Origin of the sequence: Nostoc sp. DedQUE09 (assembly GCF_034530915.1) — a bacterium.
Taxonomy (GTDB): Bacteria; Cyanobacteriota; Cyanobacteriia; order Cyanobacteriales; family Nostocaceae; genus Nostoc.
Window position 1 is genome coordinate 1 of sequence record NZ_JAVRCE010000073.1, and the last position, 26453, is coordinate 26453.

Below are 26453 nucleotides of genomic sequence, written 5' to 3' on the forward strand. Positions count from 1 at the left end.
CACTTAATTTCTGCACTCTATCTATCTTACGTTTTTTTTGGTTGACCTACTTAATAATATGTGTAATTTTTTAAACATGAGGAAGCAAGTTATTCTGACACTAATGCAAGGTAGTTTTGATCGAGGATTCCCAGCCTTGCTGCAGATTCAAGAGCAGCGTCGGTTGAACCCACGTGTGATTCAGGTTGAAGGTCATTTACCCCCATCACCCCAAGTATTGGCAACCTTTCAGGAGTGGGAGTATGCATACCATGAGATGTCTGGGGGTTCTTTTCGGATCACTCCCACTCCTAGTCTGTCCACCAATGTTTCGATTCCGGAGCTTGCGGACTCGTTTACACAGCATTTTAAAGATTGGTTAAAATCTGGGAATTGGGAGTGGCACAAAATCCGAGAATGTCTTTTGCGAAGCCTCAATTTTCAGGAAGAAATTTTGGTGATTGTGGAAACGCAAGACCTCCTGCTACAACGTTTACCTTGGCACTTGTGGGATTTGTTTAGTGAAACTTTTACCAATGCTGAAATCGCGCTCAGTGCTGCTTCCTATCAACCTCCTCCGCTGGTACTGCCTCGAGATGAAACTCGTGTCCTGGTTGTTTTAGGCAGTAATAGCAATGGGATCAATGTGGATGAAGATCGCAAAGTTTTAGAACAATTCTCGCAAGTTGACCTGCATTTTTTGGTCACACCCTCTTTAGAAGAGTTGACAAGACTGCTATGGGAGCAGTCGTGGGATATCCTTTACTTTGCGGGGCATAGTTCTAGCCAACCGGAGGAGACGGGCGGATTCTTGATGATTCAAGACACTGAAGTTCCGCTCAATCGTTTAAAGTATGGGCTGGAACAGGCTCTGCGGCGGGGCTTGCGGTTAGCAATTTTTAACTCCTGTGATGGATTAGGATTGGCGAGAGAACTGGCTGATTTACACATTCCTCAAATTTTAGTGATGCGTGAGCCAGTTCCTGATCAGGTTGCTCAGGAGTTTTTGAAGTTCTTTCTAGCAGCATTTACATCGGGTCAGTCTTTATATCTCTCGGTACAAACGGCACGCCGACGGCTCCAGGGCTTAGAAGATCGATTTCCCTGTGCCAGTTGGCTGCCAGTGATTTGTCAAAACCCTGCTGAATTACCGCTTCAGCCACCAAAGGCTTCGCTGTGGCAGCGAGCGCGCTCGGCGTTGCTCATCAGTGCAGCGATCGCAATGGGTGTACTGGGCATCCGCAACATTGGGCTACTCCAGCCACTGGAATTACAGGCATTTGATCAACTTCAACTGCTGCGCCCTCAAGAGCAACCAGACCCCCCGCATTTCTCACAAGCTTGAGGTCAGAGGTGCACAGAGGCAGCACTTCTCTACGAGAGGCTGCACTTCGACTAGGCTCAGTGACCACGCCAACGGCTACGCTCAATGACCGAGGGGCATAGGGGAAAAAACTTGTACAATAACTCTCCCCTGCTCCCCTGCTCCCCTGCACAAGATTTTGAGAGATGTGGTGAGAAATCCGGGACCCTCGACTTTTGGTTGTGGCGATTACAGAATCAGATATCCAGAAGCTCAAAGAACGTTATGTCACAGATCAAACCTTGAGTCAAGTGCTATCAATATTGGAGCAGTATCAGCTACAGGTTATTGGCTTAGATATTTATCGAGATTTTTCAATTCAACCCGGACATCAAAAGCTATTGCCTCACCTCCTCAATCCTTAATTAATTGGTCTGTGTGCAGTACCAACACCAGATCGAAAGGGCGTTCCTGCTCCTCCTGGAGTGTTTGGGGAACGATTAGGTTTTAGCGATGTTGTCGTCGATGATGATGGAATTATACGTCGCCATCTTTTATTTCTACAACCAGATATTCAATCGTCCTGTCCTACAACAGCGTTTAGTCTGCAACTTGCATTGCACTATTTAGTAGCGCAGGGAATTAAACCTCGACTTACATTAAAGGAGGAATATCAAATTCAGAATACGATCTTTAAACCTTTATCTGTCCAAAGAGGTAGCTACCGAACAACAGATACGCGAGGATACCAGATTCTCCTAAATTATCGGGTTCCTCAATCTCCCCAAAATATAGCACCGCAAATTACGTTGTTAGAGCTACTAAATAAGCAATTCGATCCCCAATTGTTCGAGGGAAGGATTGTCTTGATTGGTTTCACCGCAGAAACGGTAGGTGATGACTTTTTAACTCCTTACAGCAGCGTAGTTCGCCCTCAGCAACGATTACCTGGGGTTTTTGTCCATGCTCAGATGGTGAGCCAAATTCTCAGTACTGTTCTCGATCGCCGCCCGCTACTATGGGTTTGGCCAGATTGGGCTGAGGGATTATGGATTGTGGGATGGTCGGCTGTTGGAAGAGCTTTGACTATCTCTGTGCGATCGCGCATTTGGTTGGTGCTATCTATCGGTGCTTCACTTGTAATTTTGGTAGGAATGTGTTGGGGAGCGTTGCTCTATGGGGGTTGGTTGCCCCTGGTTCCCTCAACTTTAGCTTTAATTGTAACCAGTAGTAGTATGGTTGTAGTTAAGGAAAATCACAATCCTAAAAGAAACTTTATGCAAAAAGCTAATGGTAAGAGGATTTATTTATGACAATATTACAGTACAAGAAAAATCAAAAAATTTTAGGTTTTGAGAGAAGGTTACTTTCATCTCGCTTTATTCAAAGCATTAGGATTGTTGTTTTAGCAAGCCTAGTAATATGTGTAGCTCCTTTAGCAACCAATGCTGAAATACCCAAAACAGAATTAGAGCAAAAGTCTCAAATCACTCCTCAAAAACCTATAGATTCAGCGAAACAGGAAGCTTACAAAAAAGCTCTAGAATTATCCCAAGAAGCAATGGAATTATCTGCCCAGGGAACATCCGCAAGTCAGCAACAAGCCATTGCCAAGTATGAAGAAGCACTAATAATTTATCGAAAACTTGGCGATCGTCAATGGGAGGCAATTACACTCCATTCTATAGGTATGGCTTACGACCTTCAATTGAATTCAGAACTGGAACAACCCCAAAAAGCTCTTGAGTTCTATCAAAAGGCACTGACAATTGTGCAGAAAACTCAAGATCAAGATTTTGAAGCAACAATACTGTCTTCGATGGGAAGAAGTTACTCAAAACTGAAACAACCCCAAAAAGCTTTAAACGCTTATTTTCTAGCCCTACAAATCTACCAAAAAACAGGCGCTCACTTCCAAGAAGGTGACACTTTAACAGAAATCGCTAGATTTTATAATTAAGATTTGAGAGAACCTCAAAAAGCAATTGAATTTTATTATCAAGCAGTTAAAGCATATAAGCTAGTAAAACCCAGTAAATTCGGAAAAAAAACTTCGTTGGAGCTATATACTCCCGAAGACGCAGCAAAATTGGCTGTATTTAATCTCAGAGATATAGCAGAAATTTATAGAAACCTCAAACAGCCTCAAAAGGCTATTCAAGCCTACAACCAAGCATTAGAAATAGATATCCAAAACAAAGACCACGAGTTAATTAATAGCTTGTACTACGGTATTGCAAGAATTCATGAGGTAATTGCAGAAGATAATCTTAAACAAAAAAACTTTCACAAAGCTATTGAAGCTTACAATCATGCAGCGAGTATATATCAAAAAGCAGGGAAGAATTACCAGTCTTCTGTCGTAAATACCCTTCATAAAATTGCTGATATTCAAGTGAAATTAAAATTACCTCAGAGTGTTTTAGCAACTTACAATCGAATTATAGAACTCCAGAAAAAACAGAAAGATATTATAGGACAAGTTGAAACTATTCGACAAATAGGTAATTAGTACAAATCTAACCAAAACCATCAGGAAGCATTAAAAAATCACAATCAAGCCTTAATACTACTTAGGACTAATTCTAAACTCCTATCAAGTAAAATAGAGCAGGAGGAAAGTTTTCCCACGGCTCCATTCGCTAAATATTTTTATGGAAATCTTGAATTTTTTATTCTTAATGATATTTACCTGACTTACCTAAACTTAGGAGATGGTCAACAGGCGCTCAACTATTCTCTACAAGCCTTGAAAATTCAGCTTGCTTACGAAAAAGACCCTCGTGTTGTTGCAACTATTATCAACAGAATTGCAGGTACATATATTAGGAAGGGAGATCGTCAAAAAGCCCTTGACTCCCTAAATCAAGCGTTAAGTTTGCAACAACAAGTTGCAGATAACACAGGAAAAGTTACTACATTGAGGAATTTAGCTGTACTTTATAACTTACCAAAGGGAGAAGCTATAGCTTATAATCTTATTGGTTTTATATATATGAAACAAAAACTTTATCAAAAGGCTATTGATGCTTTTGAACAGGCATTACCGTTAATTCAAAAAGCACGGTTTCCTTCAATTGAAGATAAAGCAATATCTAGTATAGATACGTTACAAATTGGAACTAATACTCTCTTAGCTGGAGAAGATAGTTTTGCTCTTTTACCTGGTTGGTTACAGAGCCACATTCCATTTGGCTCAAATAAATTCAATGAGCTATCGGAGAAACTCTCTAGGCAGAGAACAGCCCGCCTGCGAGAGGCTGCTAACGAAATAGAAACGTTTAATCGTATTCGCGACAAAGTTAAAGATTTCAATTTGGTAACAGAAGTTCCTATTATGAGAGGTTTGGGCCAATCTTATGATGCTGTAAAGCAGTATTCTAAAGCAATTTCTAATTATAATTCAGCCTTAACATTAGCAAAAAAATATGGCGATCACTTCAGAGAAGCAGAAACAAATTATCTCATGGCTGTGACGGAACAGAAGCGTGGTAATTTTAAAGCAGCTAGAGCAAAGATCGAGGCTGCGCTGAATGTTGTTGAAGATTTTTGCAGCAAGGTGGTTGACCCGCAATTACGTTCATCTTATTTTGCTTCTGTCCAGGAATACTACGAGTTTTACATCGATCTGTTGATGCAACTGCACAAGCAACAACCTTCCCAAGGCTTCAACGCCTTAGCCTTACAAGCCAGTGAACGCGCTCGTGCCCGCAGCCTGCTTGACCTCTTAAATGAATCTCTAACTGAGATTCGCCAAGGTGTAGACCCCAAGTTACTCGAACAAGAAGAAAACCTACAATTTAAACTCAATGCCCTAGAGAAAAGCCGTATCGAACTTTACAGTAAAACCCCAACCGAAGCCCAAAAAGCTAGCTTTGAGAAAGAATACGACACCCTATTCTCTCAATATCGAAATATCGAAACCCAAATCCGTTCTAAGAGCCCACGCTATGCAGCCCTGGCCCAACCTAAACCACTCACACTAACTGAACTTCAACAGCAGGTTCTAGATGATAACACCGTACTGCTGGAATATTTTTTAGGTACAAAGCACAGCTATCTTTGGGCTGTTAGTAAATCCGAGAATAACTAGCTATGAATTACCGAAAGAATCTGAGATCGAAGCTGCCACACAAAAATTCATAAACCTGGTGAAAAACCACAATGCACGACCGTCAGAAATTTCTAAGGTTGGAACACCCTTAAGCCAGATGTTACTTGGCCCCGTTACCAAGCAACTCGGTCAAAAACGGCTTCTGGTTGTCAGCAGCGGAGCATTGCAGTATCTACCTTTCGCAGCATTACCTGCATCAACGGGTTCTCAGTTCTTTTGTCCGAACATGAAATTATTAACCTTCCCTCAGCTTCTACCTTAGCAACCCTACGCCAGGAATTAAACGGGCGTAAGCCTGCACCGAAGGCTGTTGCCGTCTTTGCAGATCCGGTCTTTAGCCCAACCGATACACGTGTTGCTCAAAAGAAACCTCGCACACCAGCTCCAAATAACTCTACTAAAGGCAGTATAAGCACTGAGTTATTTTCTATACAAAACTTGCGAGATGCTTCTCAAGAGGCTGGCATCAACTTAGAACGTTTACCAGGAACCCGTACTGAAGCTAAAGACATCCTGGAACTCTTACCTGCTAATATGCGAACCCAAGCATTAGACTTTGAAGCTAATAAGAACAACGTCCTGAACTCCAACCTATCCCAATATCGGATAGTCCATTTCGCAACTCACGGCATCCTCAATACTACTCGACCAGAACTGTCTGCTGTTGTCCTATCCCTGGTCGATCCCCAAGGTCGCCCCCAGAGCGGCTTCTTGAGGCTGAACGATATTTTCAACCTCAATTTGCCCGCTGAATTAGTGGTCTTAAGTGCCTGCCAAACCGGGCTTGGTCAAAATATGCGCGGAGAAGGACTCGTTGGACTAACACGTGGCTTTATGTACGCAGGTTCCCCTAGAGTTTTAGCCAGCCTCTGGAGCGTGAGTGACAAATCCACCGCAGAACTGATGGCGCAGATCTATCAAGCCATGCTCAAAAAAGGCTTACCTCCTGCAGCGGCCTTGAGAAATGCCCAACTACAACTCCTAAATGATCCCAAATGGAACTCTCCCTATTATTGGGCTGCCTTTACCTTACAAGGAGAATGGCGATGATCCGATTCCACAGTCCTATTATTTGGGTAACAGGTTTAACAATGCTTGTGATCTGTGGCAGCGTTGCTCCTATGACGTTTTCATTAACCCGACCAACACTGGCGAGTACTCGCAGTGAAGACTATCAACAAGCCATGCAATCAGGTTACGCTGCTGCCGCTAACCGTGATTATAAACACGCGAATACACCCGATTGATGCGATCGCAAATCACCTGCATCTGCTCACACTCGGCAGGCAGGTAATTGTAAGATTTAAGGTGCTGCAAACCAACGGCATACTCGCCATCCCAGGTTTTGACAGTGCAGCTAAAATCATTACACTTGGCTTACGATACCCCAGCAGCCACCCTTGCCCCTGAGTTCGGGGTTGTTTTTGGTAATGATTTGGCAAATTTCGCCAATTTGGTATGTGTTTGGTACTTTCGTCCTTTCCATGATGCGCTGCACCACATCTTTGACAATTCTGGCTGGCGGCACTTTTCCCCCTGCCTTCTCCACCGCTTGCCGCCATACTTCTTGCTGTTGCGATGGTTCTAGCTTAGTCAGTGGTCGAACTTGGCGTTCGGTTGTAGGCAAAATTTGGGAACCATTGGTTCCCATTTCATCCGATATCTCGTTTTGGGAACCATTGGTTCCCATTTCATCCGGTATCTCATTTTGGGAACCTGGCAGTAGTTATCTATGAATGCCACTGTGCTTACTGTTTGTCTACGCGGCGTAACCATCAGAGTTACTTACTGTTTTTAGTTCTTTTTCTGATTATACTTTCCCCGTAGTAACAAAAGAGGGCTGATACCAATTCTATGTGAAGCTGCATAGAATTAATATTACTCGGATAAGTTTGCTTAATTGGTAATAGACGCGCCCTATTGAGTTAATTATTTTCTATCTCTTCAGCAGTTTGACAAATTAATTGCCAAGCCTGTTTTACGTGTATTTTATCTGTGGTTGCTTGTCCAATTGACATTCTTAAAGTTAATTTTTGCTCTAGCTTGGTGGAAGTGAGATAGATTTTACCTGAAGAGTTGATAGTGTTAATGATTTTTTCGTTAATTGCATCACCCAATTTATGGCGAAAACATACCAAATTTAATGGGGGATTCACAACTAGCTCAAAACGAGGATGAGATTTTACACATTCTGCAAATTCTTGTGCTAAAGCAATATGCTTACGAATATAATACTGTAAGCCTTCTAGACCATAGTGCCGAATTACAAACCACAGTTTGAGACTTCTAAATCTACGTCCTAAAGAAATCTGCCAATCTCGATAGTCAATAACTTTACCAGACGTGCTAGCTTGATTTTTGAGAAATTCAGGCATGATAGATAGTGCATGAATTAGTTGAGCTCGATCTTTGACATAAAAACAGGTACAATCAAAATTAGTTAGCATCCATTTATGAGGATTAAAACAATAGCTGTCTGCTAGTTCTAATCCTTGATGAATCTCTACGCACAAGCCAAGTTTAATAGTGTAGCGAATGGCAAAGCCACTGAAAGCTGGATATGGTGAGCTTTGCTCTAAACTAGTTTATTCCTCTTCCTCTTCCTGATAATCTTCGTACTCCTCTTCATCCTTATCGTATTTGAGGCTCGACGTTACTGAGAAACAGGTCTTTCAAGCGGCAATCAGTGTTGACGGATCTGATACCTGGGGTTGAGATTAAAAAATTAATGTTTGATATAGAGCGATATCGCCTCTTTTGCTGCTTGCAAAATGCGATCGCGTAATTCTAATGGCTCAATTACCTGCATCTTTGCGCCAAACCCCAGCACATAAGCACAAGCCGCTTCTTCTATATCAAACCTCAGCCAGACGCGAGTCCAGCCATCGACATCGGGCGAGTCAATCTGTTCTATTCGGGCAAAGTATCCGGCATAGCGTAACTGAGGCATACCCTCTGGAGCAACACGTACCGTCACGCCATAGTAAGGCAGATTAGCTTTGAACTCAACCATCGATTGTTGCCAATAGTCAGCTAAGTTGAATTCAACCGGACGAACACAAGGGTAATCCGTAAGCATAGCATCCCGCACTCGTGAAATCCGGTAGGAGCGCACCTCTGATTCTACCGAGGCAACGAAATACCAGACACTGCCTTTGGCGACCAATCCCAGTGGGTTGACTAATCGTTTGACCAGTTTGCCATTACCGCGCTCATAGCTGAGGTTTACTTGCCGCTCTTGCCAAATCGCTGTTTGCAGAGTCGCAAACGCCGACATTTCCTCGTCCCACCGATGCCAGCCTGTTGGATCGACATGAATGCGCTGGCTAACCATTTCTGCTTGCTGACGATTTGCGGCAGGCATTGCTGCCAGAAGTTTGAGCAGAGCCGCTTCAAATGCTTGACTCCAGCCTAGATCGGCTAGCAGGTGTGCGGGCTTAGGCAAAAATAACGCCTGAATCTCTGCCAAGTTAAGTCCTGTCAGCGTAGTTTGATAGCTGTCGAGTAAACTCCAACCACCTCCTTTACCGCGTTCTGCCATCACCGGAACTCCGGCACTACTGAGGGCATCCATGTCACGATGGATGGTGCGCTCAGATACCTCCAATCGTTCTGCTAAATCTCGCGCTGTTAGCTGACGATAAACCTGCAACAACATCAGGATCGAGAGGAGGCGATCGGCACGCATAACTATCCCAAAACCAATCGAAACTACTTTTTACTTTACTGCCTAAATATGACAAAGGATGTCAGGAAGTTCAGCTTATGCTGCATAAAGATGGTTTGGAGTCATCGATTTCTTTAAGCTACCTCGCTAAGGAGGTCAATTATGCAACTATTGAAGAATAAAATTGCGCTTGTAGTTGGGGCAACACGCGGTGCAGGTCGTGGCATTGCTGTGGAACTTGGTGCAGCAGGGGCAACCGTTTATGTCACCGGACGCACCACTCTTACTGTGCGTTCGGAATACAACCGCCCTGAAACGATCCAAGAAACGGCGGAATTGGTAAACCAGGCAGGTGGGAAAGGAATCGCGGTTGTAGTCGATCATTTAGACCCAAAACAAGTACAGGCGCTTGTTGCTCGTGTTGAGCAGGAGCAGGGTCGTCTGGATGTTCTGGTCAACGATATTGGTGCAGAATATCTGGCGGAGTTCAACAAGCCTGTGTGGGAGCTTTCTTTGGAGCGAGGATTACGGATGCTAAGACTAGCGATCGACACCCATTTGATCGCTAGCCACTTCGCATTACCCTTGTTGATCCAGAAACCCGGTGGATTGGTAGTCGAAATTACCGATGGGACTGCCGAATATAACAGCAAAAACTATCGGCTGTCGCTGTTCTATGACCTTGCTAAAACCTCGGTAATTCGCATGGCATGGGGATTGGCGCAAGAACTTAAACCGTATCAATGTACTGCCGTAGCGCTAACTCCGGGCTGGTTGCGCTCGGAACTTATGCTCGATCATTTTGGAGTGAGTGAAGCCAACTGGCAGGACGCAACAGCAAAAGAACCACACTTCATCATTTCTGAAACGCCCTACTATGTCGGGCGTGCAGTTGCTTATCTAGCTGGCGATCCACAAGTAGTGCGCTGGAATGGCCAATCGCTTTCCAGTGGGCAACTAGCACAGGTTTATGGCTTTACCGACCTTGATAGCTCTCAACCCGATGCGTGGCGCTACATTCATGAAGTCCAGGAGGCGGGTAAACCTCCTGATGCGACCGGATATAGGTAATGTTCCAGTCACAACACTACGTATTCTGTGGGAATGGCACTAAGAAAAGCGTAAATCCCTGCTATTTCTAGCTTTTGGGTGCGGGGTTGCAGGTTCAGGTGTGGGGAATTAAGAAGATGTTGAACTCCTTGACGTACTGGCATTGAAATTGTCTGAAACATTACACCCTACACCTACCTCCAACACCCTACCCTGGCGAGGTTTCACATGAGTCTTAGTGCCATTCTGCTAAGAGATAGAAACGACAATTCATTAGACAGCTACGAATGCGATTGCTCCCACCACTCACTCAACATATTGATGATTATTTATATGGATTACTGAAAACAGATTTAAACTGATCAGCATAAATGGCAATTGAAATCGATTTATTAGCAATAAATTGTTATGTCTTCATTACACTCATCAGCTAGATATAAAAGGCACTTGAAGCGAAGGCTAACTATTTGGTCGTAGAAAGGATTGAGCTTGCACATTGGTGGAATGAGAAGGATGGTGCGATTGAAAAATTTGATTTTCCGCTCAAAAGGACAATGAGCGGGAATCATTTTGCACAGAAATTGTGCCAGCTTAGGATTATCAATTTCTATAGATTCAAGCCATTGGCGTACTGGGTGCAGTAAATCAAATTTATGATTGAGAAAAGTTAATTTTTTCATTTGTCCAACATCTTTAATAATTGATTTTAGGACTGGTTATAGTTGAGTTTTGCTTGTCTTTAAAAAAATGTGATTCAACAACTTGCGAAATTTCTTCAAGTAAAAGATAGTCTGCTGTTGAAGTACCTGCCACCAAGGTATCCATAGCATTTCTATTGAGGATGATTCTGCTGTTGGCAGTAATGCTAAAGTCTCGACCAAGAATCAAACCTTGATGGATTAATTTTTTAACTGCAAATTTAGTGAGTTCTTCTATGACATCTAAATGTTGTATATCGTGAAGAGTACGTAAAGTCCAACGACAAGTATCAGCATCTGTTTCAGATAATTGCAATACTGCTGCCATCAAGATATCACTGGTATATTCAAAACCAACCAGAGTAGTTAGTAATTCCTCTACGGATTTTAGGATTGCTTTGTTCTGGAGCTTTAGGGTGTCAACCATTAGCTCAATTTGGATATTGAAAGTTTCTAGTTCATTGATATCTTGCACAATTTTGCATCCCTTTAGCTATAAAAAGTTTCCTCTTAAGCTCTGTCTTGAAACTTGCTCTAGGCAGAAATAATGGCAATGATTGCAATCATTGCGGTAACTCTATTCTGGAGAAAAGTCTCTAATTTTCGCTTGGTTCAGAAATATAGCAATAACTACTACTGAGCTAATAAACTTCAGTTCAAGTCATCTCTTATAGGTTCTATATTGAAGTTAAAACCTAAAAATGGAGAAACTGTGAAGAATGAGGAGACTTTTTCAAAAAATGTATATGGCAGCGATCGCAAACTTTGTTTCAGGTGTTGGAGCAGGAGTTGCAAGCGATCTTGGTTTAGCCCGCATTTCTCACAAGTTTGAAATGCAGAGGGGCGGAGAGGAAAGAACAAGGCACATTGAACTCTCCTCTGCTCCCCTGCTCCCCTGCCGACCTCCACAGAACTCCTGAATTTAAACCAATAGAAATCTTTAACCCTGTTGTGTCACTATCGCGGTAGTATAAGGATATAGAAAGGCTAGAACGAAGACATAGAGCATGGTAGAGCCTCGTCCACCCAAACAAACGGTTAAATTTGTGGATGAATATTGTCTGTGGTATAAAAAGCTGTTTTCAGATGTTAGAAATTTTGAGGCATTTAAGTATCTACATATAGGATGTATTTCGGAATTAAAACGTAAAAGTTTACCAGAAATAGCAAAAGTTGTCGGATTAAATAACTATCAGGGACTACATCATTTCTTAACAACACCATCATAGTCAGTAGAACAGTTAAGAGCTTTGCGCTTGTCACTGATTTTAGAGGTGTTAAAAGGTAGACCAATCATTTTAATTATTGATGAGACAGGAGATAAAAAGAAAGGTAATACCATAGACTATGTGAAACGGCAGTACATAGGAAACTTAGGAAAAATAGAGAACGGAGTTGTGGCAGTCACAGCCTATGGTGTATTTTGGGGAATGACATTCCCATTACTATTTAAAATTTATAAGCCTCGTGAGAAATTAAAGCCAGGAGATAAGTATTTTACCAAGCCTCAAATCGGGGCAATGCTAATACGAAAGCTACAGTTAATGGGTTTTAAATTCAACTTGGTACTGGCTGATAGCTTATATGGTGAGAGTGGTACAAATTTTGTATCTGTATTAGATGAGTTAGGTTTAAATTATCTAGTAGCGATTCGCTCAAACCACTCTGTAGACTTGCTTAAGGGTCAGTACACTCAATATTTAAAGTGGCAGAGATTCAAACGAGTCTTCTCTGACCTAAGCAGTGAAAATCGGTTTATTAGAGAAATAGTTCACGGCAAACGTAGCGAACATAGGTATTGGCAGATTACCACAGATACTGAAAAATTACCTGGGAATTCTACTTGGTATGTCATGAGTAAATACCTAGACATTACACCGAGGGAAGTGGGTAATTTTTATGGATTAAGGACTTGGGTTGAATATGGCTTAAAGCAAAGTAAAAATGAATTGGGTTGGGCTGACTATCATTTCACTCGCTATCAAGATATTGAACGATGGTGGGAAATTGTTTGTAGTGCCTACCTCATGGTTAGTTTTCATTCAGAATCTCTGCACCCATATCCACCAGCACCTCAATCAAAACTTGCTTTTCATCAGAGGTGGGATAACGCTAAGGGCTGGAAGAACATTCTGAACAATCTTCGTTTAATAGTACAACCTTTTATCCTTTTTAATTTAATTTAGCCCTGGCTTACAGTCTTCTCCATTCCTCAATTATCTTTAGGATTTACTAAACTTCAATCGATTGTTTATAGGCTCACTTCCCCAATTTTTTTATTCCTGGCTCACCCTGAATTCTATTTTTCTTCTACCTAGAGTGACACAACAGGGTTAATCAGACAAGTCCTACTAATTGACTACAGTAGCCCACCAATAAGCTAGGTTAATCAAGCAGACTCCTATAACAACACTCGAGATGAGGGGAATCCACTGTAGACGTGTAATCATGATGTTGCAACTCCTTTGAGTGTGGCGATCGCTAGTAAAAAGAACAGCCCCAGAATTAGCTGTTGTATTGTCACAAAAGAATGCGACAGATGGATTGGAGCACACAGTGTTGTGCCCTTACGAATAATTGATGTGTCGCAAACTTTATTTGAATTGGTATTAGTTTTAAGATTAAAGCTGAAAACTGGAGAAATTGTGAAGAGCGATTAGTCGTTCCAGCCTAAGGCATCTGCTACCAGGTCAGGTAAAGTCATTGGATCGAAGGGTTTGATAATCATTGTTGTTAAACCTAATTCAGCAAATCGGTGCCGATCGGCAGCCTGCACTTTTGCTGTCAGCAAAATCACTGGAACATGCTGAGTGACGGGATTAGCCTGTAGCTTTTGAAAAGTAGCGATACCGTCTAGATCGGGCATCATGATGTCTAGGAGAATGGCATCTAGCTGTTCAGATGCGGCTTTAGCTAACGCCTCACCTCCTGAGGCAGCAGTTAATACTTCCCAACCGCCTACCGCTTCGAGAGTAAGTTGGGCAACTTCCCGGATATCTTCTTCATCATCAACGATCAAAATCCGTCTGGCTGTCATGGTTACTGTCTTCCTTTCTGCCGCGAATAACCCAGTTGAGCAATTTAATTACTCGGCGTTCAAATTCCTCCGGTGTAATCCGACCTTTAGTCAGAAACAAGGTCTGTCCTAGCTTTAAACGTTCTCGTTCGCAGTCGTCTAGGTCTTTGGCAGTATACACAACCAATGGCACTTGACACAAACGATTGTGTTGTCGGAGCCAGTCCACTACAGTAAAACCATTACATTCCGGCAGTACTAGGTCAAGCACCAACAGATCGGGGATAACGCGCTGGCTCATCTGGATGGCTTCCCGTCCTGTCTGAGCGTAATAGGTTTCGATGCCATAACGCTCAAACATGGCGAGCAGCACTTGTGCTAAATCTAAATCGTCCTCCACAACTAAAACTCTAGTATGCCGATCCGATCCATTCAAAGCCCGCTCTAGGGCTTTGAATAGCTGCTGCTGCTCTGGAGGCTTAACAATCCAGTCACTTATTCCTGGATGCGGCACTTCTCTAGCATCCGGCAATAAACCGCTAAGGATAATTATCGGAATTTTTTGAGTGCTCGGTTGCTGTTTGAGAATTGCTAAAGTTTCCCACCCATGCATACCAGGCATCATGAGGTTAAGGAGAATTGCATCAGGCAGCTGCGCGGCTGCCTGCTCTATCGCTGCCTGACCCGAAGCTACTGCTACTGACCGATAGCCCTGCTTTTCTAGCATAGCTTGCATGACATCTCGAATTGAGGGATCGTCATCGCACACTAGCACTAAGGGATTGTTAGAATCGGCAATCGCTACTGCTGATTCCGATGGCAGTACTGGCAGCGTAAAGTAGAAAGTACTACCCTCCCCAAGGGTGCTTTCAGCCCAAATTTCCCCACCCTGATGCTGTAAGATGCTACGGCAAATAGCTAACCCTAACCCAGTCCCGCCTTTTTTCCGCGAATCCGAAGCATCGACCTGCTGAAAGCGTCCAAAAATTGTTTCCAATTTATCAGCTGGGATACCCCTGCCCCGATCTTTTACTTGGAACAAGAGTTCAAGTGAGGAGTTTTGCTTTGCCTGCTGACTCCTGAAAAGTTCAGCAGTCAGCCAAACAGTAGAACCTTGGGGGGAGAACTTAATTGCGTTACTGAGCAAATTCGTTAAAACCTGAATTATCCGGTCTGGGTCAGCCCATAATCGAGTTGATACAGGAGAAACAGATAAAGTAACTCCTGCCTTTTCAGCCATATCCCGCATGGTATCTGCTGACTGGATCATCAAGTTAGCCGCATCGCAGGCTTGCCGCGTCATGGTGACTTTGCCTGACTCAATGCGTTCGATATCAAGAATGTCGTTGATCAGGCGCACCAGTCGGTCTGTATTATTGACTGCAATGTCCAACATCCGTTGGCCCTTTTCAGGTTGGGCGCGTAGTACGCCATTCGCTAGTAGACCTAAAGCACCGCGAATCGAAGTTAGGGGCGTGCGTAACTCGTGGCTAACTACGGAGACGAATTCATCCTTCAACCGTTCGATTTCTCGGCGCTCGGTGATGTCACGAGCAATACCACGATAACCTTGAAAAACACCTTGGTGATCGAATACAGGAGAGCCACTGGTTTCCAGCACAACTAAATGACCATCTTTGTGCGTTAGCGTTTTTTCCAGCCGGGTGAAAGGCTGTTGTGTAGAGATAAAGTAACTAACCACTTGAGCAAATCGTTTGGCTTCATTCACCGTCATTAAGTCAAAAGTACTCTTACCGAGAATCTCTGCGATTTTGTAGCCTAGAATTTCTGACGCTTTTGGACTGACGTAGGTGAAGATACCATTGGCATCGATTTCCCACACCCAGTCGCTGGTTTGTTCAACGAGATTGCGGAATTTCTCCTCGCTCTGCCGTAGCGCTTCCTCCACCTGCTTGCGTTCAGTAATGTCTTGGAAAAAAACTGATAGCCCTTCTTGATTAGGATAGGCGTGCACTGCAAACCAAGTGTTAAGTGGCGGATAAAATTCTTCAAATTCGACACTAATCTGCTTCGATACCGCTTTGTGATATTCTCTATAGAATTTGGAAGCTACTGCTTCTGGCAACTCATTCCACAAATTTTTACCTAGTAATTCAGCACGCGATCGCTGCAACAGATGTTCTGCTTGCTGATTCAAGTAGGTAAAACGCCACTGGTTGTCTACAGCATAAAAGGCATCTGTGATACTTTCCAGAATTTTTGCGACTTGGTTGCGAGCTGTCTCTGCTTCGGCACGTGCTGCCTGTTCATAGGCATACAGTTGCTTGCGTTCCTCCTCTACGCGCTTGAAATCGTCAATATCTGTATTCGTCCCGAACCAATTAACGATCGCATCTTCGTGATCGCGCAGAGGTAAAGCGCGTCCTAAGTGCCAACGATAAGTTCCATCAGCTGACTGCTGCAAGCGAAATTCAATTTCGTAAGGCTTGCCCGTTGCCAGGGAATGCTGCCAGCGTTCGAGACACTGCGGTAAATCCTCTGGATGGATCTTTTCCTGCCATCCCCAACCGAGAATTAGCTCACGGGTAGACGCGAAGTAGTCAAGGACGCGCTGGTTAACATAGCTGAGTTCACCATTTGGCTGGGCAATCCATACTTGCTGGGGAATCGATTCGGCTAAAAAGCGGAAGCGCTCTTCGCTTTTTTGTAACGCTACTTCTGCTTGCTTGCGCTCGGTAATGTCCATCGTTACCCCAGTCATCCGCACTGCTTTGCCAGTCTTGTCGTAGTAGACTTGACCTTTGCTCGCCACCCAGTGAATAGAACTGTCGGGCCAGATAACGCGGAATTCAATTTCGTAGTCTGCTCCTGCTTCTACAGCTTGCGTCACTGCTTGATGAAGCCATTGGTGATCGTCGGGATGAACGCTGGCCAGGAAGCTTTCATAACTGCCACCAAAAGAGCCTGGGGTAAGACCGAAGTGTGCTTCCGTGGCAACAGAGTGAGACACTTTGTTGTTCAGAATGTCCCAGTCCCAGCTACCCATCTGGGCAGCTTCCAAGGCTAAACTTAGGCGTTCCTCGCTTTGACGCAGTGCTGCTTCATGCCGTTGGCGCTCGGCGATCGCTGCTCGCTGTTCTGCCCAACTCTGGCGTTCTTGCTTGACTCTCTCCCAGTAGTGGTGGAAAAAGTCAGCCAACTCTGGCTCGTCCCCAAGCAAAAAACTAAAATGCTCAATAGCTCGCTTGTCTGCTGCATAAGCGACTTCGGGGTGAGCTTCCATCCAAGCATGACATGTCTTTACATAAGCAATGAAGGATACTAAGTGCTGGTAATTGACTGTACCTAGTAGGTGGCGCAACTGGGTGCGATAGTGATCGGCTAGCCCTCCTTCCAAGGAGATAAAAACTGCACAGATGAGCAGGCTTTCTTCAATGGTTGAATTCCAATTAGACAAAACTGCCAGATGCTCAGAATGGGCCGCGAGTACCTCCAAATGAGCATTCATATCCGTTTGGGCTGGGGGAGGTGCTTCAAGCAGGTTTAACACTTCCAGTGCCCTCACCCCTAGCGGACGTAGGGAACAGCTATGACAAATCATGCAGTAGGGAATGGCACAGTAGCGCGAAAGGTACGCAGCTAGCTTTTCTTTAAATAGCGGTGACAGCGGATTGTTGACATAGGCAGAAAGTGTCTGTTGCCATAGGTTTTCTAATACGTGCGGGTTCTGTTCTGCTGGGCTAAAGAAGGGTGGGACAAAACCGAATTTCTCCTCGATTTCTGCCTTAATTTGTTCGCTAGTTCGCATAAATTTATACCTCCCTTCCCTAAACCTTGCGATTGCCCCATCAGCGCTTTTGCTATTATTCAGTTAAGCGTTGGGGCTATTCCCGCGATCGCTTCCAACTGCTTGAGCTTGACGCAACGCCGCTTTATATAGCGCTGCCAGGTTAATACCATCTTGGGGATATTGGATCGCAGCAGCACTCAAGGTTACTTGAAACTGAGTGCCGTCAAAAGCTGTAAACTTCTGCTGGTGTAGAGCCTTTAGGACTTCAGCTAGCCGCTTAACTCCATCAGAGCGAGTTATACCATACATCCCCACAATAAACTCTGCTCCTCCCCAGCGACCTACAACGTCATCACTTTGAAAGTGTCGTCGCAGCAGTTCTCCCAGGCGAGTTAGCACTGCATCGCCACTGGCATGACCATACCACTCGTTGACCTGCTTGAAGTTATCTAAGTTTAAAACAGCAAAGCAAAGTGGCTGTTGGTGGCGATCGCAGAGGTCAAGCAACTGAGTTAGTTCTTGGCTTGACTTGCGGTAATTAGCAACTCCAGTTAAGGCATCGGTTTCCACCAAATTTCGCAGCAAGCGCGATCGCTCTAAGCGATTGAGGATACGGGTAACCAGTTCCGGCCCTACAATCGGCTTACTCACATAATCATCGCCACCTGCTGCAAACACCTGCTGCATTGTATCTGCATCTGTATGGGCGGTGAGAAATAGGATCGGCAAACCACTCCAACGCATATCAGCACGGACGGACTGGCACAAGTCGATTCCACTTATCTGGGGCATTCCTACATCCAAAATTAGCAAATCTGGTGCTACAGTTTCCAGGTTATCCCAAAACTGCAAGGGGCAATCGAGAGTAGAGAGCTTGAATCCCCAAGGATCTAGTAAGCTGTGGAGTGCGGTCAGCACTTGGGAATCATCGTCCACCACCATGATAGTTGCACTCTTGCGATCGCGCTGCAACAAAGCCGTAACTGCTTCTAGCACCTGAGATGGAGTCACAGGCTTAGGTAAAAATCCGCGTCCGCCTAAACGCGCTACTTTTACTCGGTCAATTGCACGATCGCGATCTACAAGCACCAGCACTGGGACTGGAGGTGTGCAGGCATTCAATTCTGCCAGCAGCGTTAGATTTTCCTGTGGGGTATTAGCACAGAGATCCAGCAGTACTATATCGGGGCGATCGCTAGATATTCGCTCTCTGGCTAGAGTCGGAGTTGTAGCTATTTCTGCCCGGATTTTCCAAGTAGCAGCCTCGACGACCAACGCCTTAGCCAAGGACCTATCCCGCTCGACGAGCAATAGCCAAGGTCGTTTGTCTGGTGACGATACCTGAAGTGTCTGTCCTGCGGTTGTTTGTTGCAACTCCTGACGCAATGCCACAATTAATTCAGATAAATGCAGCGTTTGGTTTGGATCTACCAGCTCTTTTGATTGAAAAAAATGTTCTATTTCTTGAGCTAGCCGTGAACCTTGGACAAAGCCATACATCCCTAGCGAACCTGCTAGCTTGTGAGCTTCCCGTTCTGCGGCAAATTGCAATTCATCGTTGAGCTGATTTTGTCGTAGCGCCGTCGTTGCTTGTTCGATTGTGGCTATGCGATGACTCAACTTTTCTTTGGTTCGCTCCCAGACTTTAGCAATCTCTAACAAAGTTTGCTGCTTTTGAGCAGGCGAGAGGCGATTAGGCACTACTTGCTCTTTGCGTGCCTGTTCTTGTGATGGTTTCAGGTGATAACCAATGCCATATACTGTCTCGATTGGATCTTCGGGAACTCCTGCTGCCTTCAGTTTTTGCCGTAACCCCTTCAGATGGGATCTAACTGTTTCCTCTCCTGGCAGTTCTTCAAACGACCAAATACGATCTAATATTGCACTACAGCTAAATATGCGCTGGCGATTGCGGAGGAAAAGTTCTAGTAGACTATACTCTTTTGGTGTCAAACGTAACGGTTGCTGGTCATATGTGACTGCAAAATTACTGGGGTCAAGACGCAGGTTTCCCCACTCTAGTAAGGGAGAAGAGGTCAAATTTCCCCGCCGCAGTAAAGCCCGGATTCGCGCTAGCATCTCTTGCAGATCGAACGGCTTGATCACATAGTCATCTGCTCCAGCATCCAACCCCATGACTTTTTTGCTACTGCTGTCTTGGGAAGTCAACAGAATAATTGGCGATCGCAGCCCTTGCGATCGCCACCGTCGGCAAAGGCTAATGCCGTCTAGCTTAGGAAGCATTACGTCTAGCAAAATTAAGTCGTAAGCAAATGCCTCTACTAGCTCGCAACCTGCTTGACCATCCGTAGCAACATCTATAGCATAGTGCTGGTCAGTGAGAGCTTTTACCAGAGCTTCAGAAATTAGCTCGTCATCTTCGACCAGTAAGATCCGCATAATGAATTATTACCGCAGATTACCGACAATTAGAAGATAACTTAACAGGCACTGTTAGGATAATCTCCTTCGCCAATCCTATCCTGGATCAAGCAATAGTTTGACCTTGATTTGCAAATATAAACATTTACAGTTCTCTTGGAATTGCAGGAATAAAGGGTGCGATCGCCCATTTACAAGATGAAGGCGAACAAAGCGTAGGCTAGCCAGTCGCAGGCATCGCCGTCCGTGTCGATTGATTTTTATTGTCCCAACTGTATATCCTGTATCACAGCCTACACCTGATCTAAGCCCCAGCGATACCCGTTTCTATATCTTTTGAAACAAGTTTATTTAATTTTGAAAGATTAATGAGATATTAAGTTGAAAACGGTTCTTCAGATAGAAACTTATGACAACCGAGCAAGAGCTTCAATCTCTTTTTAATAAATTAGATACCGATCAAGACGGCAAAATCTCCATTAATGATCTTTTTTTAAGCCCTGGCTTAAGTACAATCATTTCATCAGAAACAAATATCAGTACTCCCCAGGAATTGCTAGTAAATTATAATTCAAATGAAGACGGTAGTATTACTTTTGAAGAATTAAAGTCAGCAGAAGAGATAAGCAAATAATTTAACCTAGCAGTCAAAAAACCCAATACCAAATATCAATACCCAAAATCCCTCTAAGCGCCCACGCTTAGAGGGATTTGCAATTTTCATGGTCATTGGTGACTTGCTAACCCAAAACAAAAGTCTCCAAGGAAGGCGAGGCTATTAGTGTTGCTGATGGGTAGCCTTACTGGAATGGCTATCTGGGGTGAATGGCACTAAGATAAGCGTAAACCCTTGATATTACTGGCTTTTGGGTATAGGGTATAGGGTGTAGGGAAGGAAAAAGTTGTTGTTCTATTTGATGCACTAAAATTCAATTTTCTTAACACTACACCCAACACCCTACCCCCTGCCCTGACGCTTGTTTCATCTTTTCTTAGTGCCATTCCTATCTGGGGCAGTGGCAAGTTTGGGTTAACAATGAATAGCGGTTGTAGGTCTGTGGTGTGCGATTGGTTGGTTGCGGTGTAGGTCATGTACACTACGTCCAAACAATGACGACTAGAAGCAGAGTACTGGCAACAGATTGCCAGCGCAAACCCATAACTGATAGCAATAGCAGTAATGGCATGAGTGGAGATATTTACAACAACATGAAATCACCATGTCAATAAAAACCAGAATAACCGCTCGTCCTTATCTGTCTCACACCTCTAACTTAGGTGGATAGAGGCAATTACTCTTTTCAATTTTTATCACTTTTAGGGAAATCATTAGCCTTGAGCAAGCCAATTTTCCCACAAATTACTATTCATAACTTATTAAGTATGTCTAATTATACATAGTATTTTAATCTAACCTGTTTCAAAGGATAGGTAAATTTTAAGTTTTTAAAGTTTACTGTAAAAAACAGTTAATGATTAATTTTGATAAAAAATACTGATGTTCGTAAATCAGGCTCATAATCATAATAAAAATAACAAAGATTTTCTTCCAAAAGTTTTGTTATTGCAAGTTCCATCCAGTTCTGCAATGCTGATGCTGAGAATCTATTATGATGTTATCCCACGAGTTCATAAACATTTAAAATTCTGGAAGAAAAAAGCTGAGCGAATTCCTGATCCTGAACTACGTAAACAGGCTTTACTAAGTATAAAAACTAAAGCTTTTCACTGTGAAGGTGGTTCAATCTATGGATTACTTGCCAAACAACAAATTGAGCAAATAATCTGCTTTATTGTTGCTTATCAAACAATTAGCGATTATTTAGATAACCTATGCGATCGCAGTACTTCCTTAGATCCGAAAGATTTTCGTACTCTCCATCAAGCTTGTTTAGATGCTTTAACACCTAGCGCTAAATGCATTAATTACTACCAATTTCGTCAAGAGCAAGACGATGGCGGCTATCTGATGGAATTAGTAAAAACTTGTCAAAATGTATTAAGGGAGCTACCGTCATATCACGTAATTGCCCCTAGTTTATATCATCTGGCTAATTATTATTGTGATTTACAAGTTCATAAACACGTTCAAGTTAACGAGCGGGTTCCTCGCTTAGAAGCATGGTTTGAAAGACATCGTAACCAAATTCCTCAAATGAAGTGGTATGAATTTTCAGCTTCTACTGGCTCAACATTAGGAATTTTTTGCCTTGTGGCTTATGCAAGCGATCCAGATTGCTCCGAGGAATTAGCTACAAAAGTTAAAACCAGCTACTTTCCTTGGGTTCAGGGGCTTCATATCCTACTTGATTATTTTATCGACCAAGAAGAAGACCGCATAGGTGGAGATTTAAACTTCTGTGCTTACTATAATAATGGGCAAGAAATAAGTGAACGGTTTGCTTATTTTCTTAAACAGGCTGATCAAGCTGTTTCCCGTTTACCACATAAGCACTTTCATCGAATGATTAATCGAGCTTTATTAAGTGTTTATCTGGCTGATGAAAAAGTTAACGAACAGAAAAACATTAAAAAAACTGCAAAGAAAATTCTCCGTTCGTGTGGCGGTTCATCACTCTTTTTTCTGTGGAATATTATGATTATGGCTCGGATTCGGTATCGAAAAATCTTAGTACAAGTAGTCTGATGTACCAAAAAATATAACTAACTAGATATTAGTTATAAAGAAGCAAGCGTATCCATTATCTGAAAGTCTAATACAAGTCTGTTATCTATTACTTGTCTAAAAAATCAGAAAGCAATTCATGAGTTTGTAAAATTGTTGGCATCCTTTTAAACTATGTTCATGGATAAAGACAAATTCTAATAAGGATGATTTAATCATGTCTAAAATTGTAGTCCTTGGGGCAGGGCCAGCAGGGTGTTCGGCAGGTTATCACTTGGCTAAAAGCGGACATCAAGTCATGCTTATAGATAAAGACTGTTTTCCCAGAGATAAGACTTGTGGAGATGGAGTCAGCCTTGGATCGGTTCAAGCATTATCCACAATTCGGCTTTTCAATGAATTTGTGGAGCGTAATCAGGCCACAAAAGAACTCTTAAGCCTAGTAGTTAGTCAGCAAAAACCTAAAGCTTATCCCTTAGCCACCGCAAAACGAGCTAACACAGTCAGCGATGGTAAGGTTTTCAAAATTGGTGATGCTGCAAATCTGACAGATCCTTTGACTGGTGAAGGGATCGCAAATGCTATTCTCAGCGGCTTATACGTGACGCAAGCGATTAATATGAGTACTAGTCCAGAATTAGCATCTGAAAATTGGCAGCGTCTTTATCAGCTGTACTTTGAGCCAGACCTCGATGCTGGTTTACAGATAAAGTCTTTTAGGAAATTCTCATTTATAAATAAGTTATTAATCTGGCTGATGAATAGGAATAAGCCATTGGCAGAGCAGGTAACTTATACATTTGCAGGCTTAATTCCTTATAAGAAGCTACTTCCGTGACTCACCTTATAAACGCCAATCCCTGGTATTCCTGGATGAAAGGGTGTAGAGAATTAAGAAGATGTTGTATTATGTGACATATTCGCATTTTATTGTCTTAAATACTACATTTAATACTCTACCTCCAATATCCTGCCCTCACTGTCTTTTACAAAATGATTTTGGTACGCACAAGTTTCAACAAAAGCGGGTATTGATGCTTCAACTGCCACGGTTACATGTGCTGTAACCATTGGCAGAGATCCAGCCGATGGTGGATACATACTGTCTGCAAAATTAACTGTTGCTCTTCCTGGGGAAGACCGAGAGAAATCTGAACAGGTGGTTGCCCAAGCATACAAGCTCTGTCCCTACTCGAAAGCTATTCATGGCAATGTTGATGTGGAGGTGACGGTAGCTTGAATCATCTGGACATTATGACTGTTGATAGTCAAAACTGTCCACTTCGTGGATGATTACTATACGGTATATGAAGACAGCTGGGATTACTTGGAATTTTAGATTAAAGCATCCACTTATGTGTGAATACTCTTTTCTTATCTCAGACTGTTACTGGGCACATCTATTGCTCTGGCTACCCCACTGTTCAAAGCAATAACGCCAAAAACAACTCCTCGACCATCGTTATAGTCTGCTTGATGAAAGTTAGGGAATGCCCCCACGTAACCATTCCTGCCTGCCCAATCGTTAATTGCGCAGAATCTTTCTTCATTGTTCTTGGATTACCTAATTCAGACATCGGCACATCTATTGAGAACAAGAGCTTTTTTCATTAGGCTGTTTCATAAAAATCTGGCGATAAGCGTTGCAATCTTGGGCAAAGACCATGCCATTCGACCACTGATTGTCGCCATCCAGGGTGTTAATAAACCCCAGCATGACATTCGGCTGTTGGAGACGCGCAGAACTTCCCAGATCGCTCAGTAGACGATTCACTTCACTTTGACTCAGCAGAATCAGTTTGCTCATAAGGATCGTATTGTAGGTTGCAGGCACCACATTGGGATTGAAGTATTCGCTGGGGTTGGTGTAGCCTGTATCGTTGATCTTCAGGTAATCGGCATTGAAGCGTTGCAAGCTGGTATTTTCGCCGGCTCCACTACCCAACACCTGATTGAAGTATTGGTCTGGGTTTGTAAGGTATTCCTTCAGCTCCTGCTTGGTCATGCCGATCGCAGACTTTAGCAACGTATTCAGCAGGTCTTCCTTCAGTTTACGGATTGGTTCAAGGAGAAAGTCTGGTGTAATCGTGTCGATAATATCGCTGACTACACCAACAGTCAGACCGACAAAATCAGGAGCTCCTGACATTGACAGCAAATGATCTGTGACATATCGCTGCAACACATTTTCCGCTTGTTGCGTGTCTGCCGATCGACCGGGGTTAAAAAACAGTGCCTTTGCCACCTCATGGCTAACCCCAGGCCAAGCCCGAAGACCACTGTCAATGTCATCCCGCCATGCTTCTTTGTAGGTGACTTGAATCCCATTAGCGGCGACGTAGGCCGCTTTTTCAGCTAGGATGGCCACTCGGCTACAACTAAAGTCCAAGGGGCGACAGGCGTTGGCGCGGCGATCATAGTCCGCTTTTTTGGCATAGTAAGCATCGATATCGCGCTGGAGATTAGCCCGCAAGGTCGAATAAATCCGAGGAATGGAAAATTCTGTGCCATTAGCTCCAGCTCGCAGTAGCTGACTATCCAGAGACGTTCCCGGTCGAGCATCGACCATGTTTTGGTAAATAAAATCGTCAACACCACTAATGCTGACATTAAAAAAATTCGCGTCCAGGGCAGTGGCATCTATACGTTTATCAACATAGCCCTCTAGAACGATATGCTTCACTGCATTGGCAGGCCCTGCGGGTGGTCTGATAGCAAAGGAGTCACCCGAGAAATAATTGACAAAAGTATGTCCGTACATATCCCCAGCCGCATGGGTGAGGTAGCCCACCGTAAACGCCCTAACTGCTGCGGTATTAGTGACGTTTGCGCGGTTCCATAGATAGGTCAGCCAAGCATCCGACCCTCCGGTAATTCCCGTATCTGACGAGGATGGGTGTATCACTTGCTGCCCAGTTAAGATGTCGGGATAGGCATCGGGTCCCAAAATTCCAGCACGGTATTGGGGGGCATGGCTGCGGAGGGCGGCAAGAATGCTGGGATCGACTTGGTAGGTACCGACTTCTCCAATAATTTGCCCATTCTCATAGTTCACCCGAGGAATCGTAACTTTGCCGTCCTCTAAAGCATCATCAAGAGCCTGTTTGCCAAGGTAGACATGGGTGGTCGGCTTCCAAGCCCAAGCTTCCGTAGGATGCGATATCAAACCGAGGGAAATGATAAGTAGGCTTGGACTACCCACTTTTAGCCAGTGCCAGAGAGAATGAAGTGTCGATAGCATGGTGATCGGGGTGTTGCTGAATTAAGAGATGATTCGAGGTAATTTGCGAGCTATTTAACCGTTAAGTTATGAGGGAACACTCTTAAGATTACTGTCTACTTTCCTAAAAAATTAGCGATCTTATTTATACTTAACCTTCGCGAATTGCTGATGGTGAGCCTTACACAGAACGCATACCTGGGGCAGTGGCAAGTTTGGGTTAACAATGGATAGGGGGTGTACGTCTGTGGTATGCGATTGGTTGGCGGCGGTGTAAATCAGGAGAAATTGCTTCAGTTTCGACTTGATGATGGTGGACTATGTGCAGTTGATTGAACCAAGAGAAAAGCGGGGTGGTGAAAACCGCGTACAAGAAATCGACTCCATCTTGAAACAACTCAGGGCGATCGCTAAACAATTCAATTGTGCTGTCTTGGGTTTAGTGCAGTTAAAAAGAGAAGTTGATTCACGTTCCGAAAAGCGTCCAACCAAAGCAGATTTTCGAGAATCAGGAGGATTTGAACAAGAAGCTGCTGTTATGTTGGGTTTGTACCCTTGAAGATTAGTACGACAAACAGACCACCCAAAAAGGCATTAGAACTCTTGCAAAAGTGTTTTGTGGTATGATTAAAGGTTTGGCAATTTGT

The 26453-nt window shown here is 43.6% G+C and carries 22 protein-coding genes and 4 pseudogenes; 16 read left to right on the plus strand and 10 right to left on the minus strand.

Annotated features, from left to right (window positions below; all coding sequences use genetic code 11):
- The first annotated feature begins 136 nt into the window (after positions 1–136).
- From RMY27_RS30245 to RMY27_RS30275, 7 genes and pseudogenes are all read left to right on the plus strand, one after another.
- Positions 137–1324, plus strand: a complete 1188-nt coding sequence (locus RMY27_RS30245) for a CHAT domain-containing protein (protein ID WP_322668526.1) — start codon at positions 137–139, stop codon at positions 1322–1324.
- 194 nt (positions 1325–1518) lie between these two features.
- Positions 1519–2595 (plus strand): annotated as a pseudogene (locus RMY27_RS30250) (CHASE2 domain-containing protein).
- On the plus strand, positions 2592–3242 hold the full coding sequence (locus RMY27_RS30255; protein ID WP_322668527.1) for a tetratricopeptide repeat protein: 651 nt from the start codon (positions 2592–2594) through the stop codon (positions 3240–3242). The pseudogene RMY27_RS30250 and the gene RMY27_RS30255 overlap by 4 nt, the downstream one beginning before the upstream one ends.
- A gap of 3 nt (positions 3243–3245) precedes the next feature.
- The gene (locus tag RMY27_RS30260) at positions 3246–3794 is read left to right on the plus strand and encodes a tetratricopeptide repeat protein (protein ID WP_322668528.1); all 549 of its coding nucleotides are present in this window, start codon (positions 3246–3248) and stop codon (positions 3792–3794) included.
- Positions 3795–4031: 237 nt separating this feature from the next.
- On the plus strand, positions 4032–5375 hold the full coding sequence (locus RMY27_RS30265) for a tetratricopeptide repeat protein (RefSeq protein WP_322668529.1): 1344 nt from the start codon (positions 4032–4034) through the stop codon (positions 5373–5375).
- Between the two features lie 118 nt (positions 5376–5493).
- Positions 5494–6446: pseudogene (locus RMY27_RS30270) on the plus strand (CHAT domain-containing protein).
- Positions 6443–6643, plus strand: coding sequence for a hypothetical protein (locus RMY27_RS30275; protein ID WP_322668530.1), 201 nt, complete (start codon positions 6443–6445; stop codon positions 6641–6643). Before RMY27_RS30270 ends, RMY27_RS30275 begins: the two are co-directional and overlap by 4 nt.
- Before the next feature lie 119 nt (positions 6644–6762).
- Here RMY27_RS30275 and RMY27_RS30280 read toward each other — a convergent pair whose 3' ends face one another.
- From RMY27_RS30280 to RMY27_RS30290, 3 genes are all read right to left on the minus strand, one after another.
- Entirely contained in the window at positions 6763–7086 is a 324-nt protein-coding gene (locus tag RMY27_RS30280) for a hypothetical protein (protein WP_322668531.1), read from the minus strand.
- Between the two features lie 235 nt (positions 7087–7321).
- The gene (locus RMY27_RS30285) at positions 7322–7909 is read right to left on the minus strand and encodes a pyridoxal-dependent decarboxylase (RefSeq protein ID WP_322668532.1); all 588 of its coding nucleotides are present in this window, start codon (positions 7907–7909) and stop codon (positions 7322–7324) included.
- 212 nt (positions 7910–8121) lie between these two features.
- A complete protein-coding gene (locus RMY27_RS30290; protein ID WP_322668533.1) occupies positions 8122–9084 on the minus strand; it encodes a YafY family protein in 963 nt (320 codons plus the stop codon).
- Between the two features lie 141 nt (positions 9085–9225).
- Between RMY27_RS30290 and RMY27_RS30295 the strand changes: the two genes are divergently transcribed.
- Complete coding sequence (locus tag RMY27_RS30295; protein WP_322668534.1) at positions 9226–10134, plus strand: SDR family oxidoreductase; 909 nt, start codon at positions 9226–9228, stop codon at positions 10132–10134.
- An 8-nt stretch (positions 10135–10142) separates the two neighbouring features.
- Here the strand turns inward: RMY27_RS30295 and RMY27_RS30300 are convergent, their stop codons facing one another.
- The 3 genes from RMY27_RS30300 to RMY27_RS30310 all read right to left on the minus strand — a co-directional run bounded on the left by RMY27_RS30300 (position 10143) and on the right by RMY27_RS30310 (position 11286).
- The gene (locus RMY27_RS30300) at positions 10143–10295 is read right to left on the minus strand and encodes a hypothetical protein (RefSeq protein ID WP_322668535.1); all 153 of its coding nucleotides are present in this window, start codon (positions 10293–10295) and stop codon (positions 10143–10145) included.
- 210 nt (positions 10296–10505) lie between these two features.
- Positions 10506–10793 carry a Mo-dependent nitrogenase C-terminal domain-containing protein gene (locus tag RMY27_RS30305; RefSeq protein WP_322668536.1) on the minus strand — a complete coding sequence of 96 codons (288 nt, stop codon included), beginning with the start codon at positions 10791–10793 and terminating at the stop codon, positions 10506–10508.
- A 13-nt stretch (positions 10794–10806) separates the two neighbouring features.
- Entirely contained in the window at positions 10807–11286 is a 480-nt protein-coding gene (locus tag RMY27_RS30310; RefSeq protein WP_322668537.1) for a hypothetical protein, read from the minus strand.
- 244 nt (positions 11287–11530) lie between these two features.
- Here RMY27_RS30310 and RMY27_RS30315 point away from each other — a divergent pair, with 244 nt between their 5' ends.
- Both RMY27_RS30315 and RMY27_RS30320 read left to right on the plus strand, forming a co-directional pair.
- Positions 11531–11731 (plus strand): hypothetical protein, encoded by a 201-nt coding sequence (locus RMY27_RS30315; RefSeq protein WP_322668538.1) that lies wholly within the window; start codon positions 11531–11533, stop codon positions 11729–11731.
- An 87-nt stretch (positions 11732–11818) separates the two neighbouring features.
- A pseudogene (locus RMY27_RS30320) lies at positions 11819–13129 on the plus strand (IS701 family transposase).
- A 338-nt stretch (positions 13130–13467) separates the two neighbouring features.
- Here the strand turns inward: RMY27_RS30320 and RMY27_RS30325 are convergent.
- The 3 genes from RMY27_RS30325 to RMY27_RS30335 all read right to left on the minus strand — a co-directional run bounded on the left by RMY27_RS30325 (position 13468) and on the right by RMY27_RS30335 (position 19978).
- A complete protein-coding gene (locus RMY27_RS30325) occupies positions 13468–13848 on the minus strand; it encodes a response regulator (protein ID WP_322668539.1) in 381 nt (126 codons plus the stop codon).
- Positions 13820–17596 carry a PAS domain S-box protein gene (locus RMY27_RS30330; RefSeq protein WP_322668540.1) on the minus strand — a complete coding sequence of 1259 codons (3777 nt, stop codon included), beginning with the start codon at positions 17594–17596 and terminating at the stop codon, positions 13820–13822. The genes RMY27_RS30325 and RMY27_RS30330 overlap by 29 nt, the downstream gene beginning before the upstream one ends.
- Before the next feature lie 63 nt (positions 17597–17659).
- Complete coding sequence (locus RMY27_RS30335; protein WP_322668541.1) at positions 17660–19978, minus strand: response regulator; 2319 nt, start codon at positions 19976–19978, stop codon at positions 17660–17662.
- Positions 19979–20369: 391 nt separating this feature from the next.
- On the opposite strand from RMY27_RS30335, the pseudogene RMY27_RS30340 reads away from it, so the two are divergent.
- The 5 genes and pseudogenes from RMY27_RS30340 to RMY27_RS30360 all read left to right on the plus strand — a co-directional run bounded on the left by RMY27_RS30340 (position 20370) and on the right by RMY27_RS30360 (position 23826).
- A pseudogene (locus RMY27_RS30340) lies at positions 20370–20604 on the plus strand (EF-hand domain-containing protein).
- A 418-nt stretch (positions 20605–21022) separates the two neighbouring features.
- Positions 21023–21190, plus strand: coding sequence for a hypothetical protein (locus RMY27_RS30345; protein WP_322668543.1), 168 nt, complete (start codon positions 21023–21025; stop codon positions 21188–21190).
- A gap of 268 nt (positions 21191–21458) precedes the next feature.
- Complete coding sequence (locus RMY27_RS30350) at positions 21459–22607, plus strand: tetraprenyl-beta-curcumene synthase family protein (RefSeq protein WP_322668544.1); 1149 nt, start codon at positions 21459–21461, stop codon at positions 22605–22607.
- 196 nt (positions 22608–22803) lie between these two features.
- Entirely contained in the window at positions 22804–23424 is a 621-nt protein-coding gene (locus tag RMY27_RS30355) for an FAD-dependent oxidoreductase (RefSeq protein ID WP_322668545.1), read from the plus strand.
- A 192-nt stretch (positions 23425–23616) separates the two neighbouring features.
- Complete coding sequence (locus RMY27_RS30360) at positions 23617–23826, plus strand: hypothetical protein (RefSeq protein WP_322668562.1); 210 nt, start codon at positions 23617–23619, stop codon at positions 23824–23826.
- 345 nt (positions 23827–24171) lie between these two features.
- Here RMY27_RS30360 and RMY27_RS30365 read toward each other — a convergent pair whose 3' ends face one another.
- Positions 24172–25269: a hypothetical protein gene (locus RMY27_RS30365; RefSeq protein WP_322668546.1), complete on the minus strand. Its 1098-nt coding sequence runs from the start codon at positions 25267–25269 to the stop codon at positions 24172–24174.
- Positions 25270–26113: 844 nt separating this feature from the next.
- On the opposite strand from RMY27_RS30365, the gene RMY27_RS30370 reads away from it, so the two are divergent.
- Positions 26114–26365: a DnaB-like helicase C-terminal domain-containing protein gene (locus RMY27_RS30370; RefSeq protein ID WP_322668547.1), complete on the plus strand. Its 252-nt coding sequence runs from the start codon at positions 26114–26116 to the stop codon at positions 26363–26365.
- Positions 26366–26453 lie beyond the last annotated feature (88 nt).

Coding starts and splice junctions, on each gene's coding strand:
- RMY27_RS30255 (WP_322668527.1), top strand. CDS start 2,592: ATGACAATATTACAGTACAAGAAAAATCAAAAAATTTTAGGTTTTGAG.
- RMY27_RS30275 (WP_322668530.1), top strand. CDS start 6,443: ATGATCCGATTCCACAGTCCTATTATTTGGGTAACAGGTTTAACAATG.
- RMY27_RS30280 (WP_322668531.1), bottom strand. CDS start 7,086: ATGGGAACCAATGGTTCCCAAAACGAGATATCGGATGAAATGGGAACC.
- RMY27_RS30290 (WP_322668533.1), bottom strand. CDS start 9,084: ATGCGTGCCGATCGCCTCCTCTCGATCCTGATGTTGTTGCAGGTTTAT.
- RMY27_RS30295 (WP_322668534.1), top strand. CDS start 9,226: ATGCAACTATTGAAGAATAAAATTGCGCTTGTAGTTGGGGCAACACGC.
- RMY27_RS30300 (WP_322668535.1), bottom strand. CDS start 10,295: ATGTTTCAGACAATTTCAATGCCAGTACGTCAAGGAGTTCAACATCTT.
- RMY27_RS30305 (WP_322668536.1), bottom strand. CDS start 10,793: ATGAAAAAATTAACTTTTCTCAATCATAAATTTGATTTACTGCACCCA.
- RMY27_RS30315 (WP_322668538.1), top strand. CDS start 11,531: ATGAGGAGACTTTTTCAAAAAATGTATATGGCAGCGATCGCAAACTTT.
- RMY27_RS30325 (WP_322668539.1), bottom strand. CDS start 13,848: ATGACAGCCAGACGGATTTTGATCGTTGATGATGAAGAAGATATCCGG.
- RMY27_RS30330 (WP_322668540.1), bottom strand. CDS start 17,596: ATGCGAACTAGCGAACAAATTAAGGCAGAAATCGAGGAGAAATTCGGT.
- RMY27_RS30335 (WP_322668541.1), bottom strand. CDS start 19,978: ATGCGGATCTTACTGGTCGAAGATGACGAGCTAATTTCTGAAGCTCTG.
- RMY27_RS30350 (WP_322668544.1), top strand. CDS start 21,459: ATGTTCGTAAATCAGGCTCATAATCATAATAAAAATAACAAAGATTTT.
- RMY27_RS30355 (WP_322668545.1), top strand. CDS start 22,804: ATGTCTAAAATTGTAGTCCTTGGGGCAGGGCCAGCAGGGTGTTCGGCA.
- RMY27_RS30370 (WP_322668547.1), top strand. CDS start 26,114: ATGATGGTGGACTATGTGCAGTTGATTGAACCAAGAGAAAAGCGGGGT.